Origin of the sequence: Paenibacillus sp. NFR01, from assembly GCF_900111565.1 — a bacterium.
Taxonomy (GTDB): Bacteria; Bacillota; Bacilli; order Paenibacillales; family Paenibacillaceae; genus Paenibacillus_AQ.
On record NZ_FOIK01000004.1, the window covers coordinates 247,036 to 260,976 of the forward strand.

19 protein-coding genes are annotated in these 13,941 nt (G+C 48.3%); 5 read left to right on the forward strand and 14 right to left on the reverse strand.

From position 1 onward, the window contains the following. Positions 1 to 11 precede the first annotated feature (11 nt). The 5 genes from BMW84_RS18380 to BMW84_RS18400 all read right to left on the reverse strand — a co-directional run bounded on the left by BMW84_RS18380 (position 12) and on the right by BMW84_RS18400 (position 2,057). Positions 12 to 434, reverse strand: coding sequence for a VOC family protein (locus tag BMW84_RS18380; RefSeq protein ID WP_091070907.1), 423 nt, complete (start codon positions 432 to 434; stop codon positions 12 to 14). A gap of 14 nt (positions 435 to 448) precedes the next feature. Further along, on the reverse strand, positions 449 to 826 hold the full coding sequence (locus tag BMW84_RS18385) for a hypothetical protein (RefSeq protein ID WP_091070910.1): 378 nt from the start codon (positions 824 to 826) through the stop codon (positions 449 to 451). 62 nt (positions 827 to 888) lie between these two features. Further along, positions 889 to 1,056, reverse strand: a complete 168-nt coding sequence (locus BMW84_RS25085; RefSeq protein WP_254773038.1) for a hypothetical protein — start codon at positions 1,054 to 1,056, stop codon at positions 889 to 891. 131 nt (positions 1,057 to 1,187) lie between these two features. Continuing rightward, on the reverse strand, positions 1,188 to 1,607 hold the full coding sequence (locus BMW84_RS18395) for a hypothetical protein (RefSeq protein WP_091070912.1): 420 nt from the start codon (positions 1,605 to 1,607) through the stop codon (positions 1,188 to 1,190). A gap of 33 nt (positions 1,608 to 1,640) precedes the next feature. Next, complete coding sequence (locus BMW84_RS18400) at positions 1,641 to 2,057, reverse strand: hypothetical protein (RefSeq protein ID WP_091070913.1); 417 nt, start codon at positions 2,055 to 2,057, stop codon at positions 1,641 to 1,643. A 107-nt stretch (positions 2,058 to 2,164) separates the two neighbouring features. Here BMW84_RS18400 and BMW84_RS18405 point away from each other — a divergent pair, with 107 nt between their 5' ends. Both BMW84_RS18405 and BMW84_RS18410 read left to right on the forward strand, forming a co-directional pair. After that, complete coding sequence (locus BMW84_RS18405; RefSeq protein WP_175498889.1) at positions 2,165 to 3,022, forward strand: M12 family metallo-peptidase; 858 nt, start codon at positions 2,165 to 2,167, stop codon at positions 3,020 to 3,022. Between the two features lie 57 nt (positions 3,023 to 3,079). Further along, positions 3,080 to 3,397, forward strand: coding sequence for a hypothetical protein (locus BMW84_RS18410; protein ID WP_091070917.1), 318 nt, complete (start codon positions 3,080 to 3,082; stop codon positions 3,395 to 3,397). A gap of 41 nt (positions 3,398 to 3,438) precedes the next feature. Here BMW84_RS18410 and BMW84_RS18415 read toward each other — a convergent pair whose 3' ends face one another. The 4 genes from BMW84_RS18415 to BMW84_RS18430 form a co-directional block, all read right to left on the reverse strand. Continuing rightward, positions 3,439 to 3,789 carry a DUF952 domain-containing protein gene (locus tag BMW84_RS18415; protein WP_091070920.1) on the reverse strand — a complete coding sequence of 117 codons (351 nt, stop codon included), beginning with the start codon at positions 3,787 to 3,789 and terminating at the stop codon, positions 3,439 to 3,441. 33 nt (positions 3,790 to 3,822) lie between these two features. After that, positions 3,823 to 4,338: a hypothetical protein gene (locus BMW84_RS18420; protein ID WP_254773039.1), complete on the reverse strand. Its 516-nt coding sequence runs from the start codon at positions 4,336 to 4,338 to the stop codon at positions 3,823 to 3,825. Further along, entirely contained in the window at positions 4,331 to 4,876 is a 546-nt protein-coding gene (locus BMW84_RS18425) for a GNAT family N-acetyltransferase (RefSeq protein ID WP_091070923.1), read from the reverse strand. Before BMW84_RS18425 ends, BMW84_RS18420 begins: the two co-directional genes overlap by 8 nt. A gap of 193 nt (positions 4,877 to 5,069) precedes the next feature. After that, entirely contained in the window at positions 5,070 to 6,359 is a 1,290-nt protein-coding gene (locus BMW84_RS18430) for an amidohydrolase family protein (protein WP_091070925.1), read from the reverse strand. A gap of 175 nt (positions 6,360 to 6,534) precedes the next feature. Here BMW84_RS18430 and BMW84_RS18435 point away from each other — a divergent pair, with 175 nt between their 5' ends. Beyond that, the gene (locus BMW84_RS18435; RefSeq protein WP_368086729.1) at positions 6,535 to 6,981 is read left to right on the forward strand and encodes a MarR family winged helix-turn-helix transcriptional regulator; all 447 of its coding nucleotides are present in this window, start codon (positions 6,535 to 6,537) and stop codon (positions 6,979 to 6,981) included. Positions 6,982 to 7,057: 76 nt separating this feature from the next. On the opposite strand, the gene BMW84_RS18440 is transcribed toward BMW84_RS18435, so the two are convergent. From BMW84_RS18440 to BMW84_RS18460, 5 genes are all read right to left on the reverse strand, one after another. Beyond that, on the reverse strand, positions 7,058 to 8,443 hold the full coding sequence (locus BMW84_RS18440) for an FAD-dependent oxidoreductase (RefSeq protein ID WP_091070926.1): 1,386 nt from the start codon (positions 8,441 to 8,443) through the stop codon (positions 7,058 to 7,060). A gap of 59 nt (positions 8,444 to 8,502) precedes the next feature. Continuing rightward, positions 8,503 to 9,642, reverse strand: a complete 1,140-nt coding sequence (locus tag BMW84_RS18445; protein ID WP_175498892.1) for a methyl-accepting chemotaxis protein — start codon at positions 9,640 to 9,642, stop codon at positions 8,503 to 8,505. A gap of 165 nt (positions 9,643 to 9,807) precedes the next feature. Next, complete coding sequence (locus BMW84_RS18450) at positions 9,808 to 10,194, reverse strand: CHASE3 domain-containing protein (protein WP_091070929.1); 387 nt, start codon at positions 10,192 to 10,194, stop codon at positions 9,808 to 9,810. 106 nt (positions 10,195 to 10,300) lie between these two features. Further along, positions 10,301 to 10,753 carry a winged helix-turn-helix transcriptional regulator gene (locus BMW84_RS18455; RefSeq protein ID WP_091070931.1) on the reverse strand — a complete coding sequence of 151 codons (453 nt, stop codon included), beginning with the start codon at positions 10,751 to 10,753 and terminating at the stop codon, positions 10,301 to 10,303. A gap of 218 nt (positions 10,754 to 10,971) precedes the next feature. Next, a complete protein-coding gene (locus BMW84_RS18460; protein ID WP_091070932.1) occupies positions 10,972 to 11,331 on the reverse strand; it encodes a HesB/IscA family protein in 360 nt (119 codons plus the stop codon). A 395-nt stretch (positions 11,332 to 11,726) separates the two neighbouring features. On the opposite strand from BMW84_RS18460, the gene mqnE reads away from it, so the two are divergent. Next, complete coding sequence (gene mqnE, locus BMW84_RS18465; protein WP_091070934.1) at positions 11,727 to 12,833, forward strand: aminofutalosine synthase MqnE; 1,107 nt, start codon at positions 11,727 to 11,729, stop codon at positions 12,831 to 12,833. A 39-nt stretch (positions 12,834 to 12,872) separates the two neighbouring features. Further along, the gene (locus tag BMW84_RS18470) at positions 12,873 to 13,937 is read left to right on the forward strand and encodes an NAD(P)/FAD-dependent oxidoreductase (RefSeq protein WP_091070935.1); all 1,065 of its coding nucleotides are present in this window, start codon (positions 12,873 to 12,875) and stop codon (positions 13,935 to 13,937) included. Positions 13,938 to 13,941 lie beyond the last annotated feature (4 nt).

Below are 13,941 nucleotides of genomic sequence, written 5' to 3' on the forward strand. Positions count from 1 at the left end.
TTCTCCTGTCTCTATTTCACCCGCCGCATCAGTGGATGATCTTCATTCAGCTGCAATAAATCCCACAGGTTTCCGTAAAGATCTTTGAATACGGCGACCATTCCGTAGGGCTGCTCTTTAGGCTCTCTTACAAATTCGATGCCGCGCGTTACCATCTCGTTGTAATCCCGCCAGAAATCATCTGTGTTCAGAAAAAGGAATACCCGTCCGCCGGACTGATTGCCGATAAAGTCTTCCTGCTCCGGGTTGGAGGCTCTCGCCAGCAAAATCGTCGTTCCCACGGAACCCGGCGGCGAGACGACCACCCACCGTTTATCCTGCTCCGGCTGATAGGTATCCTCGACCAGGGTAAAATGCAGCTTTTTCGTATAAAAATCGATCGCCTCATCATAATCCTTCACAACAAGTGCAATATGTACAATAGATTGAATCATGGTTGTTCCTCCTGTTATCGTCTCGTGTATTCCTGTCGCTGCCCGGTGGATTCTTTGATCCATTCGCCCAGTGCATCGCGGCTGACCAAAATTTCGTTATTGATTTTGAGGTACGGAAACATCATGCCTGAGTAAGAATGAGAAACCTCAAGAATATAATTTTCATGAAGGATAATCGTTTTGACCTGCTCTTCTGTAAGGTTCAGATAGTCGGCCGTTTCCTGCAGCGTCATCAGCGGTTTGGGAGATTCCAGGGTCTCTTGGACAGGTTCTGGCTCCCTGGCTTCTTTGCCGTTTGCGGCTTGGTTATTTGTAATTAGTATACACCCTACGATAATTGAAACGCCCAGCACAACTGAGCTTAGAAAAAGACTGAGATTAAAAGGTTTCATTTCTGCCCTCCTTAAAATTCAAATCCCGGACAATCGTTACTTACTTCATGTCTTGATTCCGTTTACGCTCTTTCATGGACCAGCCAAGTTTTTGCTGCTTCAGGATCTTTGAAAAAGGATACCGGGTAACGAGGATTCAGCCGTTTCAATCTTTGTTTAAGCCGCCATTGGCCGATGCCGGATAAACCGACGAACGAGATTTTGGAGATATGGTCCTTGAGGTTCTCCACGTTCCGGACCAGCTCCTGAAGCGCCTGATTGGTCATCGCGGTTTTATAGGTAGTTGCCGTATTTCAGACAATGGATTTCTCCGCCTTTATAGTAATACGGATATTCCGATCCTCCAGGGGATTTCATGGCATCAGCCTCCTACCGAGTCAAAGGGAACTCCTTTGCCGTTCTTCGTAACCTCAATGGATTCGATATTCGCACTGTCGTTGATTTTAAAAACTCTCAGCTTGCCCAACCGCTTATCTGTATAGTCCATTGTAGAATCTTCTTTCAGTTCAATCTGCAGCTTCTTATCCAGTACCTCGGCAGATACAGAGCTGTAATAGCCGGCGGCTTCATCCTGATAAACAACTCCGTTATTGAGAATTAAATACGGAGTCTCCCCGACTCTGGAAAATAAATAAATGCCGTTATTCGGCTCAATCTTCATAATAAAGGCCTTGATATCCGAATTCATGTCTTTGGGATCTTTTTCGGATAACAGCTCCGTATCCTTTTGACAGCCAACCATCGCCAGTAGGAGCAACACAACCAAGCCTATTTTTCTCATCTTACATCTCCCCCCACTCCTGCAGCTCTGATTTTATGGAATATCGATTCGTTCGTAATCGACCCTGTTTCCGAGAAAAGAGGCCTCCACCTCTGACGGCAACCGGTCCAGATGCAGCTTGGCGATCAGGTTTTCCTTGGTGTCCTCCGGCCCTGGATTACTTTTGCTCGTGATATCTACGATCAATTTCTTGCCCTTCGTTTGGATCTCCGCCTGCGGATAGGTGTACATGCCTGATTTCCCCAGCGTGGAGTAGAGTATAACAGCATCATCATTGGTAATCAGATAAATATTCGGCTCCTTAATCTGTGCTATCTGGTCTTGAACTTCTTCCTGCAAATCCTCCACCTTAACTTGTTCATATCCGATGCTGCAGGCAGGTTTGTAGAGCTGGATGACCGTAAAGACGACTAAGGCGAAAAGCACTCCGGCGATGAGTCTGCGCTTCATGGCTCATCCTCCTTTTTATACCAAATAATAACAAACTATCGTTTACATATCCATATTTTAGTGCTACTCTAAGTTTATTACATAATATGCCTTTTAAGGAGAATAATATGATAAAAATTAGTAGAGCGTCATGTGTAATGTGCATTACTTTTTTATTATCAATGTCTTTGGCATCGAACGGTTTTGCAAGTTCGCCCCAAGATGAACTAAGCGGTGAAGTAAAGGCATTCTACGAGAAATATGCTATCGACGAAGACGTTCCACTTTACACGGGTCCTCAAACAAGATCATTCGTTCAAGCAACACCCAACATCGAAAGAACCATTACAGCCCCAGTGTTCGACGAAAAAGGAAATGTTATTGATCAAGTGACGATAGAAAAAAATGTACAACCATCGAATGCAAAATCAACGGCGGCTGCGATCGGAGGAAAAGTCTGTACCGTTCTAGTTGCAGTAGACGAAGAATACCGAGCAAAGCATAGCGATTGGCAAACCCTCACTGCGCAGATTGTTGAGGCTGCAGACGATGCGTTTAATTCACAGTTCGAAATTGACTTAACAGTTACTGCATATAGATATTGGTTTTCAGAAGGCAGCAATTCAGAACAGATCAGAGACAACCTAAGAGGTGCCGGTACCGACAACTATGACTTTGTAATAGGATTTACGGCTGAGCCGGATTTCACGACAAACGGTACGGTTGTTGGTGGAAAAGCATACATATACACCTCTGCTCCGACATATGCTGCTTACAGTGTAGTCAATGACCAAGATTATGCCGCCAACTGGCATGTTGCTCAGCATGAGCTATCTCATAACTATTCCCTTGAGCATGATAGTGAAGGACCAACGCCAATTTGCATCATGAATTATGGTACGATGTACAGTACAACGCTTTGGGATGCTGCTCATAAAACTCAACTTGCTGCTCATAAAACTTGGTACGGAACAAACACGAACTAAAATTATTTGCGCCATGAAACTGGGTTTTGTGGCGCATCTTCTAGGAGATGCCACTTTATGAGGATTTTCATTATTTTGGCATTCATTATTTTAAGCGGGTGCAATTCAAACCTGTCACATAACAGTCCCTCCAGTGAAATATCTGTTGATGAGCCAGTAACTTGGATAAATTTTGATGGGGTGAAGTATTATTTTGTTTCCTCAATAGCAATACCACAGGAAAGCACTCTTCATGACACTGGCCAACTTACAGATTCAGATGATAGTGTCGAGAAAGGGAAAGAAATTTACCGTAGCGACGATTTCAAAGACAGCCTGTTTATTAAGGATGCATCTGCAGAATACTGGCTAGAATATAAGCTCAGAGAGAAATAGCCCTGGCAATCAAGGGGTTTCTCTCTTTTTTATGGCCTTTGTTACACCAACTCCGCCAGTTCTGGAGGCAACACAAATGTCCCGTCTTCCCCGGGCTCAAACGCTACGGTTTTGACTACGGAATCGAGATTCAGTTCCCCGTAAATATGCGGATACTCGGCTCCCTCATTGTACAAATCCTCCCACCGGACCTCCGGCTTTACCTTCGCCTCATCGATGCACAGCAAAATCAGCCCGTTAACGCCTTTATAGTTATAGTCAGCGACAGCCGCCATTTTCTCAATCGGAGAGCAATGAATAAAACCTTCCCTCGCCAGCGAATCGCCGCGATACACTCCCACTGTCTTTGCTGCTTCCCATTCCGTACGTAAAAGCGCATGGACGATGATCATAGTTACCCCTCCTTGAACGAACCTTCGCTTTATTTACGAAAGTTTGTCACTCTTTAATTTATTGATTATTTCTTTATAACGAGCATCCTCGAAAAAGAAATCGATCTGGTTCATGTTCATCATGCCTTTCAGTTCCTCAAACTTTCGGACGAGCTCTTCCGAGAAAGCAATGATCTGCTCCCATGAGAAAATAAACGTGTTGGTGCTTATCACTGAGGGATCTGCAAAAGGAGACTGTTCCGTTATCCAGACGACATGCTTATCCTCATGAATGACTTCGACCTCATATCCTCCGCAACCGAATATCCCGCAAGTACAAGTGAACATCGGGTATTTCCCCGGAGCCCGCAAGGAGTCGAAAAATTCTTCCGGTACAAAAACCTCATCTTCTTCCAGCTTAATCCCATTGATAAATAGAGTGATTTTCCAATCAATGATAGGAACCATGCGGCCCTTCACTTTTGAGATATTTTTATATACTCTTCGGGTTTCCGTTTCCATATCGATGGACAGGATGTCCGGTTTTCCTGTGGCATCACTATTAGTCAAGGTATTCCTCCCGCAAAAGGCCATAATGAATGATATCCTCGAAGTTGCCCCACTTTTTCACATGCTGCCGCAGCCGTCCTTCGTATTTCATCCCAAGCTTCTCCATGACCTTCCCCGACGCCGGGTTCTTGTCCAGATACCGTGCATATACCCGATTTAATTTCATCTCTGTAAAGGCGTAATGGACCATTGCCCGGGCCGCCTCGGTGCAATACCCATTGTTTTTGTACGTCTTGCCGATCCAGTACCCCAGCTCGCCAAGCTCAAAGTCCGAATTGCAGGCCAAACTGATGGCACCGATCAAATATTGCTCTTCTTTATGTACAATGGCTAATTCAAGCGACTGTCCTTCGTTAAAATTCTTCAAGTGTGTTTTGATCCAGCCTTCCGCCATTCCATCCGCATAGGGGTGGGGAATGTAAAGCGTCGTCTCGGCAACATAGCGGTCTCCCGCAAGCTCCTGTACGGCCGGTGCATCCTCCAGATTAAACGGTCTTAAGATTAAACGTTCCAATTCAAGGGTGGGTAATGATTTCATAGGGTTTCTCCTTTGGAAAAAACATTGATAATAACAGATTAATCTCCGGGTAAATTTCCTTTCCATTATATATATTGTAATTCATATCCGTTTGGAAAAGATACCCATAAGAGCACACGGCAAAAAAGGCGCCCAAGCAGCCGTTTCCGGCTACAGGACACCTCGTAGGATTGCTAATGCATGAGCTTCATTTTCACCCTTGGACCTCTGATCCATAAACGCTCTTTCCGCGTATCCAAACCTCACGGATCGATAACGTATCGGAAATCTTCGTAGTCGGATCCCCGTCGACCAGTACTAAGTCGGCTCTGACGCCTTCCGCGATTCTTCCGCGATCGTTCAGATTGAAGCGGCGTGCCGTTTTGGCTGTCGCAGACTGGAGCGCTTCTACCGGCGTAAACCCGGCCTCGACCAAAAGCTGCATTTCGTGATGTACACTCACCCCATGTGCAAGTCCGCCCAACGTGGGAACGGGTACGGAAACATCCGTCCCTACAAGGATATCAACGCCTGCACGGTGAAGGTCCATCACATTCCGGAAGTTATCTTCCATGCTTCCTTGCGGATAGGTGTTAAAGCTGGATTTGAGCGTGTCGATCCATTCCTCGCTCAGTTTCTCTTTAACGCGCGGGTCATCCGCCATTTCCGATGCCGTATTCCCGATAATCGAAGAATTCAAGACTAGACAAGGCGTTACGAATGCCCCTGAGCCTGCGATTTGATCAACCAGTTCCGGAGTGGACGCAGGGCGGTCAATGAATAAGTGCGCAAGTCCGTCCACCCCAATCTCAATGGCCTCTCGGGAGGAGTCCGCCGTCAATACATGGGCAAGCACTAATTTACCTTGGTTATGCGCTTCTTCCACCGCCGCTCTTAAAATCTCTTCGCTTAAGACTGGCAAGCCGGGGGCGGCGAGTACCGAACCTTCTTCAATCATAATTTTAATATAATCGGCGCCTTGTCTGACCTGCTCCGCAACAAATGACCGGGCTTCATTCGCATTCGTTAATTCCGGCAGCTCTTCATGGTCATGTGCATGGGCGGCTAACATGGCATTTCGGTCTTCCTCGCTCATATTTGCAAGTTCTTTAAGAACAAACTCCGGAATCTCCCCATCACCGGGCATGAGTTCATCGGGATGCCCGCCGGATGCAGTAACGCCCATACCTGCTGAAAATACGTCCGCAATGTCCTCCATCCCACTCAACTGCTTCTCGCGGCCGGCTTTTGTGAACCCGCCCATCATCTCCAATTCTGTCGTTACTCCGAACTTCAAAGCATCGCGAAGACCTTCTACCGAAGTATGAACGTGGGCATCGATCAAACCAGGCAGAAGCATACCGCCTTCTGCATCCCTGATAACGGCATCGTCAGGCACTTCACCGCCGATCGAAACAATCGTTTCACCATCGATCAGGACCGTCTTCACTCCGATACTCTGTTTACCGTCAAAAATCCGGGCGTTAATTATTGCGGTTTTCATTCATTTGTTCGCTCCTTCAACAAAAGATTTGATTAATGATTGAAATATAACAGTTTGAATTCTAACTGTCAATAATCAATCAATAAGTATCCTAAAAGTTCGCCCTTTGACAATTCGAGCCGCTAAAAGTATGATTTTGATAACCTATACTAACGAATGAGGAGTCGGATTTATTTTGGATAAAACCCCTTTATACACTCCCTACTCAGACTTGTTCCGGGATATCGGAATGGAGATCAGGAACCTTGCCAATCAAAGATTGTCCGAGCTAGGGCTTAATGTCCAGCAAGGACAGATGATCGATTATATTTTTCATAACGAAGAGAAGGGCGTCATCCAAAAGGATTTAGCCGAACGTTTTAGCCGGACCGGCGCCACCATTACGAGCATGCTGCAGGGATTAGAGAAAAAGGGATATTTGAAGCGTGTCATTCCCGAAAATAATGAGCGGCAGAAAAGAATACACCTGCTTCCAAAAGGAGCTGATCTCGTGGGGGAATTTAATGAGATCTTTTCAGGCGTCGAGAACCGTATCGTACAGGGCCTAACCGAATCGGAAGCCCGTGTTCTAAAGGAACTGTTAATGAAAGTAAAAGGAACCTTGCGGGGAGAAAATCGCTAAACTAAACAAGTCAGACGTTCTGGAAGCGGATGCCGTCCTTCATGACGGCACCCTTCCAGCGGCAGGCACACTCACATCAATGAATGGCCGTCAACAGATCATTTAAAACCTCGGACATGGACGGATGGGTAAAAATCATGTCCCGGAGCGCCGTATAGGGCTGCCCCGTTTTCATGAATACGGAGACAATGTTCACCACTTCGCTTGAATCGGCGGCATACATGGTAAACCCAAGCAGCATGTTGGTCTGCGCATCAACAACGGCTTTTAATATACCATCGGTCTGCTTGAGCAGACGGGCCCGGGGTGAGGCTGCCGCTGCAAGTTTGGCTACCTTTATGTCGTATCCTTTTCTTAATGCTTCCTCTTCCGTCAAGCCGACATGGGATAATGGCGGATCCAGAAAAACGGAATAAGGAATATCACTACGGTCCTTGGTGGTACGTTGATCTCTTCCAAAAAGATGATCACTGATGATGCGGTAATCATCCAGCGAAATATACGTAAATTGAGGTCCTCCGTTGACATCCCCGATCGCCCAGATCTGCGGGTTTGTCGTTCTCAGCTTATCGTCGACTTGGATGAAACCTCTATCCGTGACCTCAACGCCTGCCGCTTCAAGATTCAAATCTGCCACGTTGGCCGTCCGTCCGGCAGCCACAAGAACGGCGTCCGTTATCAGCTCCTCTGTTGCTCCGTCCGGAGATTCGAGGAACAGCTTCGCCGTATTTGCCTCCTCTTCAATCCGGCTCACCCCCGTCTCCAATTTGATGCGAATGCCCCTGCGTTCAAGCGTGCGCTGCACTTCTTGGGCAATATCAGCATCTTCCTTGGGCAAAAAACGGTTACCTCTTTCAATAATTGTCACTTCGGAACCAAATCCCGCATAAATGGAGGCGAACTCCATACCGATATATCCTCCTCCGATAATTGCCAGTCTGGAAGGCAGGCGGTCCAGCTCCATCAGTTTCTCGCTTGTATAAATGAGCTTCCCCGTCATTCCGGGAATGTTTGGGAGTACGGCTTTGGATCCTGTATTGATAAAAATCTTATCGGCCTCTACAATCACGTTCTCCTCTTCGGTTGCAACATTCACTTCCTTCGGAGACAAAAACGAAGCGGTTCCCGTCAATACCGTTACGCCAGGCTGCCCATTCACGTTATCGAAATTTTTCGCGCGCAGGAAGGATACCAGCTCATCTTTTTCTTTTATCGCCTGAACATACTTGTTCTTCTTCTCTTGGATGGAGAGCTCTTCATTCTGCGAGAGTAGATAGGCCTGATGGGCCAGCGCTTTCGTGGGGATGCAGCCCACATTAATGCAGGTACCCCCATACATGAGCGGTGACTTTTCCACCATGACTACTTTTAATCCTTGGGCCGCCAAGAAAGGGGCCAACGTTTTTCCGCCTTTGCCAAACCCGATGATTAATGCATCCACTTTCACTCTGGATTTCCCCATATCTTTCACCTCATCTATAGTGGTAGTTGCTTATTCCTTTTGTTATACCTTGAAATTTGTTATACCTTGAAATTATGAAGCAATTCCTGAAAGTCGCCCACCATCTTGCTAAGCAGATTGGACACGGCATTGATCTCCTGTAAGGTTACCAACTGGCCCTGAGTCGCAGAACGTACGTCATTGACGTTGTCGGAAGTCTTGTGGGACATTTCCGTCAATTGCTCCACCGTTGCCGCAACCTGCTCCGTACCCGCCGACATTTGCTCAACGGCAGCCGAAATTTCTTCAACCTGTCCGGTTACCGATTGTACCGAGAATCGGATGGAATGGAACAATTCCCCTACGTGGTCCATTAATGTAACGCCTGAATCCACTTCACGGGCGCCGTTCCCCAAGGCTCTGCTCACGCTTGTTGTACTTTGTTGGATCATTGCAACCAAACGCGTGATCTGATCGGCTGAGTCTTTCGACTGCTCGGCAAGCTTACGTACCTCGCCTGCGACTACAGCGAATCCGCGTCCATGTTCTCCGGCACGAGCCGCCTCAATCGAGGCATTTAAGGCCAACAATTGGGTTTGTTCCGTGATCTCCCGAATCACACTTGTTATTTGGCCGATTTCCTTAGATTGCAGAAGCATTTGATTCATGGCTTCTACAGAATGGGCAACCTCCTGTTTAATAACCTTCATTTGCTTAACGGCGGAATCCAGGGTATGCGTTCCCGCTTCAGCCTCTTTGAAGGTATTCCCTGCGTTCTCCGAAACGATCTGCACGGACTCTGCAATGCGTTGAATGCCGACAGCCGACTCCTGCATGGCACGGGACGAATCCGAGCTGGCTTGAAATACCGCAGCCGCATACTTCGAATTTTCCTGAATGTGTTTTGTAATTTCTCCGGCTGTTTTGCTGACGTCCTCCGTGCTGGCGTTCAATTCTTCCACTGAAACCGCCAACTGATTCGCGCCTTGACCGATTCCGGAGATTAATTGCACCAGATTGTTTTTCATCATATGGAAGGATTGCCCCAGTTCTTCGATCTCGTCCCCTTCCTTCACCTCGACATCCTTAGCGGTCAAATCACCGCGTGCAATCGAATTAGCGCTCTGAGAGAGACGAATGACGCGGGTGGATATCGTACGGCTGATCAGAACAGCCATGGAGATGCCTATGACAATTGCGGCTACGCTGATCCAAATCACAATCTGAATCGTTCTATGTATCGATGCATCCGTTCGCTCTCGCATCTTGTCCAGCAGCTTTTGCTGAATATCAATAATTTCATTGGCTTTCGCAAAATAATTGGCGCTAATCTCATTCCCTTTCGTGGAAATGAGCTGACTAAGCTCACTGCTTTTGTTCTGCTGTTATAATTTCTGCACGTCTGCAACGTATTTCAAATATTGTTCATCAAGACTTTTTAAATCCTGCAGATCGGTTTTTACGGCCGTTGTATTCTCCATTGCGCTTAGAGCATTAAACCATTCATCATAGGTTTCTTTTGCTTTACGCCAATTATCCATATTCGTAGCGCTGCCTGACAGCACGTAACCGCGCATTTCCTTAAATTGCTCCCGCAGTTCCGAGATCATATCCTTGACCAAAAAAATCTTCTGTACACGATCGTCAAAAAGGGACCGGTAGTTGTCATTGACGGATTGAATTTGTACAATGCTGGTCGCCGAAATGGCAAGAAGAAGCAGAAGCAAAAGACCAAACGAAGAATTGAGTTTTTTGGCAATGGTTAATTTCATAATCGTTATTCCTTTCGAATACAGGATTTCCACAAAGTCACTTTATCATACTTAGTTATTTTTTTCAACTCACTACTCCCAAAAAAACCGGACCATCTCAGCCCGGTTATTCGGCTTCCGAAGCACAGCCGCCTGCAATCGGTTCAATCGCGACATTATCCGCCAAAGCCTCGCAATGAGGACAGTAGTAGCGGAGCTCCACCTCATGGCCGCAGGTTGCATGCTTCATCACTTTAAAACTCTTATCTAAATGCTTTCTTCCCCATAGGAGATAGGCATTTAACACCATTTCCAAGTCATGTCCGCGTTCCGTTAATTCATATTCATAGCGCGGCGGATGTGCGGTATAGAGGTTGGAGGTGATAAATCCGTCTTCCTCCAGTTGTTTCAATCGTTCGGACAAAATATTCGCCGATATGGTCTTCAGCCCTTGCTTCACTTCGTTAAACGTCTTTTTGCCGACCATGATCTCGTGAATGATCAGCAGGGTCCAACGGTCCCCGATCATATTCAGTGTCTGCGCAATATTGCAGTCCAGCTGGTATAGTCCCTTCGGCATTGTTCTTTCTTCCTCCCTCCGGTTGTGGTCGGTACTCATTGTAACAGATTTAAATAATAAATTAAATCCTATAATTGAATCGAGTTAATTTAATTAACTTTATAGATACACTCTAATCTATTCCAACAAAAAACCTCCTGAATGTATATAGATCATACACCATTCAAGAGGTTCTGAACATTAAGGTTCCCAATCACACACTGTAACCAAATCTGCTTTTAGCAAGGCTCCGCGCTTGGATTGCCCGCTTCTTCTTTCGTACGGAAGCTCGAACCGCATCCGCATGTGGCGATAGCGTTCGGATTATTGATGGTGAACCCGCCCGTCATGCCGGATTCTTCAAAATCGATCTCCAGCCCGTTCAGAAAGCGTACATCGTCTTTGGAGACGACAACCTTCAAGCCTTCAACCTCCAGGTATACGTCCTGATCACTTTCGTTATCGTCAAAGCCCATGGCGTACGAGAAGCCGCTGCATCCGCCCGGTGTCACACCCAGGCGCAGGAACATGTTTGGCACCTCTTGCTCGGCCAGCATCGTTTTCAGTTGTTCTGCCGCCGTTTCGCTGATGGTAATCATTCGTTTCAGCCTCCTTTAAGACTCTATAGTCAATGCTGCTTTAAATTGAATCCATGCAAACAGCATTACCGCAAGTTTTAGTTATAATTTTAGTATACTCTCATCCCAAGGCGCTCTCAAGTTATAAAAGTCTGGGTAAATATTAAGCAGCGCTTGGTCTGGTACTTCCTTCCCGCGCGGTTGCTCCTACGCCAGTGTGAGGTTTATAATAGAAAAAGCGATAGGCGGAAAGTTTCGGAAAATTGTCACGGAGGCCGGGGCCCCCGCTAAGTATCTGAGTAAGCATCGGCCAAAGCCCCACTTTGTGGGGTTATTTACTGCCGGGATGCGCCTTACGGACGCCATACGTTTGATTCTGCCGGTGTAATTGCACCGCAACCTTCAGGAGGAATTATATGTCTACTCTTATTACCCCACACACAGATGCCAGAATGGCGAACATCATTGAGAAGGTTCGCGGCGGCGAAAGGCTCAGCCTGGAAGATGGCGTATATTTGTACGAAAGCGACGATCTCTTGACCATCGGGCAGCTGGCCAATGAGGTCAATCTGCGCAAAAACGGAAACAAGGTTTATTTTATCGAAAATATGAGCCTTTATTTTACCAATGTCTGTGAATCCCGCTGCGCCTTCTGCAACTTCCGCAAGGATGAAGGCGAAGAGGGCGCCTATACGTTGTCCGGCCCGGAAATGGTGCAATATGTGGAACAGCATATTCATCCCGGCGTGCGCGAGTTCCACATCGTCGGCGGCCACAATGCGGGCGTTCCATTCCAGTATTACGTCGATTCGCTTAAAGCGCTGAACGAACGGTTCCCCGAGGTTACGCTCAAAGCTTACACTGCCGCGGAAATCGATTTCTTCACCCGGATCAGCGGGCTAAGCATCCGCGAAGTGCTGGAAGAACTGCGGGCGGCCGGCCTCAAGACGCTAACGGGCGGCGGAGCGGAGATCCTGTCCGATCATTACCGGCAAAAGATGCGCGTCGACAAAGCCAACGTCGAGGAATATCTGCAGGTGCACCGCACCGCTCATCAGCTCGGCATGAAGACGCACACGACGATGCTGTACGGCTCGATCGAATCCCGCGAGGACCGCATCAAGCATATGCTGCAAATCCGCGAGCTGCAGGACGAAACGAACGGCTTTATGGTATTCATTCCGTTGTCCATGCAGCCGAAGAGCAAAAATGCCGGCATCATGCGCCGCAACTCGGCGTACGAGGATCTCAAGACGATTGCGATCAGCCGCCTGATGCTCGACAACTTCGATCATATCAAAGCTTACTTCATTAATATCGGTCCGCAATTGACGCAAGTCGCGCTCAGCTTCGGCGCCTCCGACGTGCACGGGACCATCTTGAAAGAGCGCATCAGCCACGCCGCCGGCGCGCTTACGCCGGAAGGCATGACCCGCGAAGAGCTGATCTGGCTGGTCAAAGGCGCAGGACGCATTCCAGTGGAACGCGATACATTCTACAATGAAATCAAGGTGTACGAATAACCCTTAATTCCAATCCCCGTCGAAAGGAAGATCGGTTACATGAGAACACTTCTAGTCTTGGGGGGCGGCTACGGCGGCCTGGCCCTGATCCAAAAACTGCTGGACAACAACCATCTCCCCCACGATGTTGAGATCGTCCTGGTCGACCGCATGCCTTTTCAAGGCATCAAAACGGAATATTATGCACTGGCGGCAGGCACTACTACCGATATCCATGTGCGTATCCAGTTCCCTGTACATCCCAGACTGAGAATCGTGTACGGCGAAGTGAGCTCCATTGATCTGCCCGGCAGACAGGTGCTGCTCGAATCCGGGGAAAGCCTCCATTACGAACAGCTGGCCATCGCCCTCGGCTGTACCGACAATTATCATGGCATTGCCGGCGCCGAAGCCTACTCCTGCAGCATCCAGAGTATGGCGGCTACGCGGGAAACGTATCGCCGGCTGAACAATGTGAAGCCTTACGGAACGGTGAATATCGTCGGCGGAGGCCTGAGCGGCGTGGAAATGGCTGCGGAATTGCGCGAAAGCCGGCCGGATCTGAACATTGCGATTCTGGACCGGGGCGAACGGGTGCTGTCGGCTTTCCCCGCCAAACTCTCGCGATATGTAGAAGAATGGTTCAGCGAACATCAGGTCGTGACGCGCGGGGGCATTCATGTGTCCCATGTGGAAAAAGACGCGATTTTTAACGGAGACGAAGCCATCGAAGGGGATGTGACGGTCTGGACCGCCGGCATCCAGCCGGTCAAAGCCGTGCAGCAGCTTGAGCTGGCGAAGGATCGCGGCGGTCGGCTGATCGTCGGCGAATATTACCAGCTTCCGGATTATCCGGAAGTATACGTGCTCGGCGACTGCGCGAGCCTGCCGTTTGCGCCCAGTGCACAGGCTGCCGGGGCACAGGGCGAGCAAGTCGCCCAGGTTCTGCAGGCGCTGTGGCGGAACGAAACGCCGAAGCTGCACCCGATCAAGCTGAAGGGCACGCTGGGCTCCCTCGGCAAAAATGCCGGCTTCGGCTTGATGGGCCGCCGCTCGGTCATGGGCCGCGTGCCGCGGCTCCTGAAGAGCGGCGTGCTCTGGATGTCGAAGCGCCATTTCGGATAAGCTA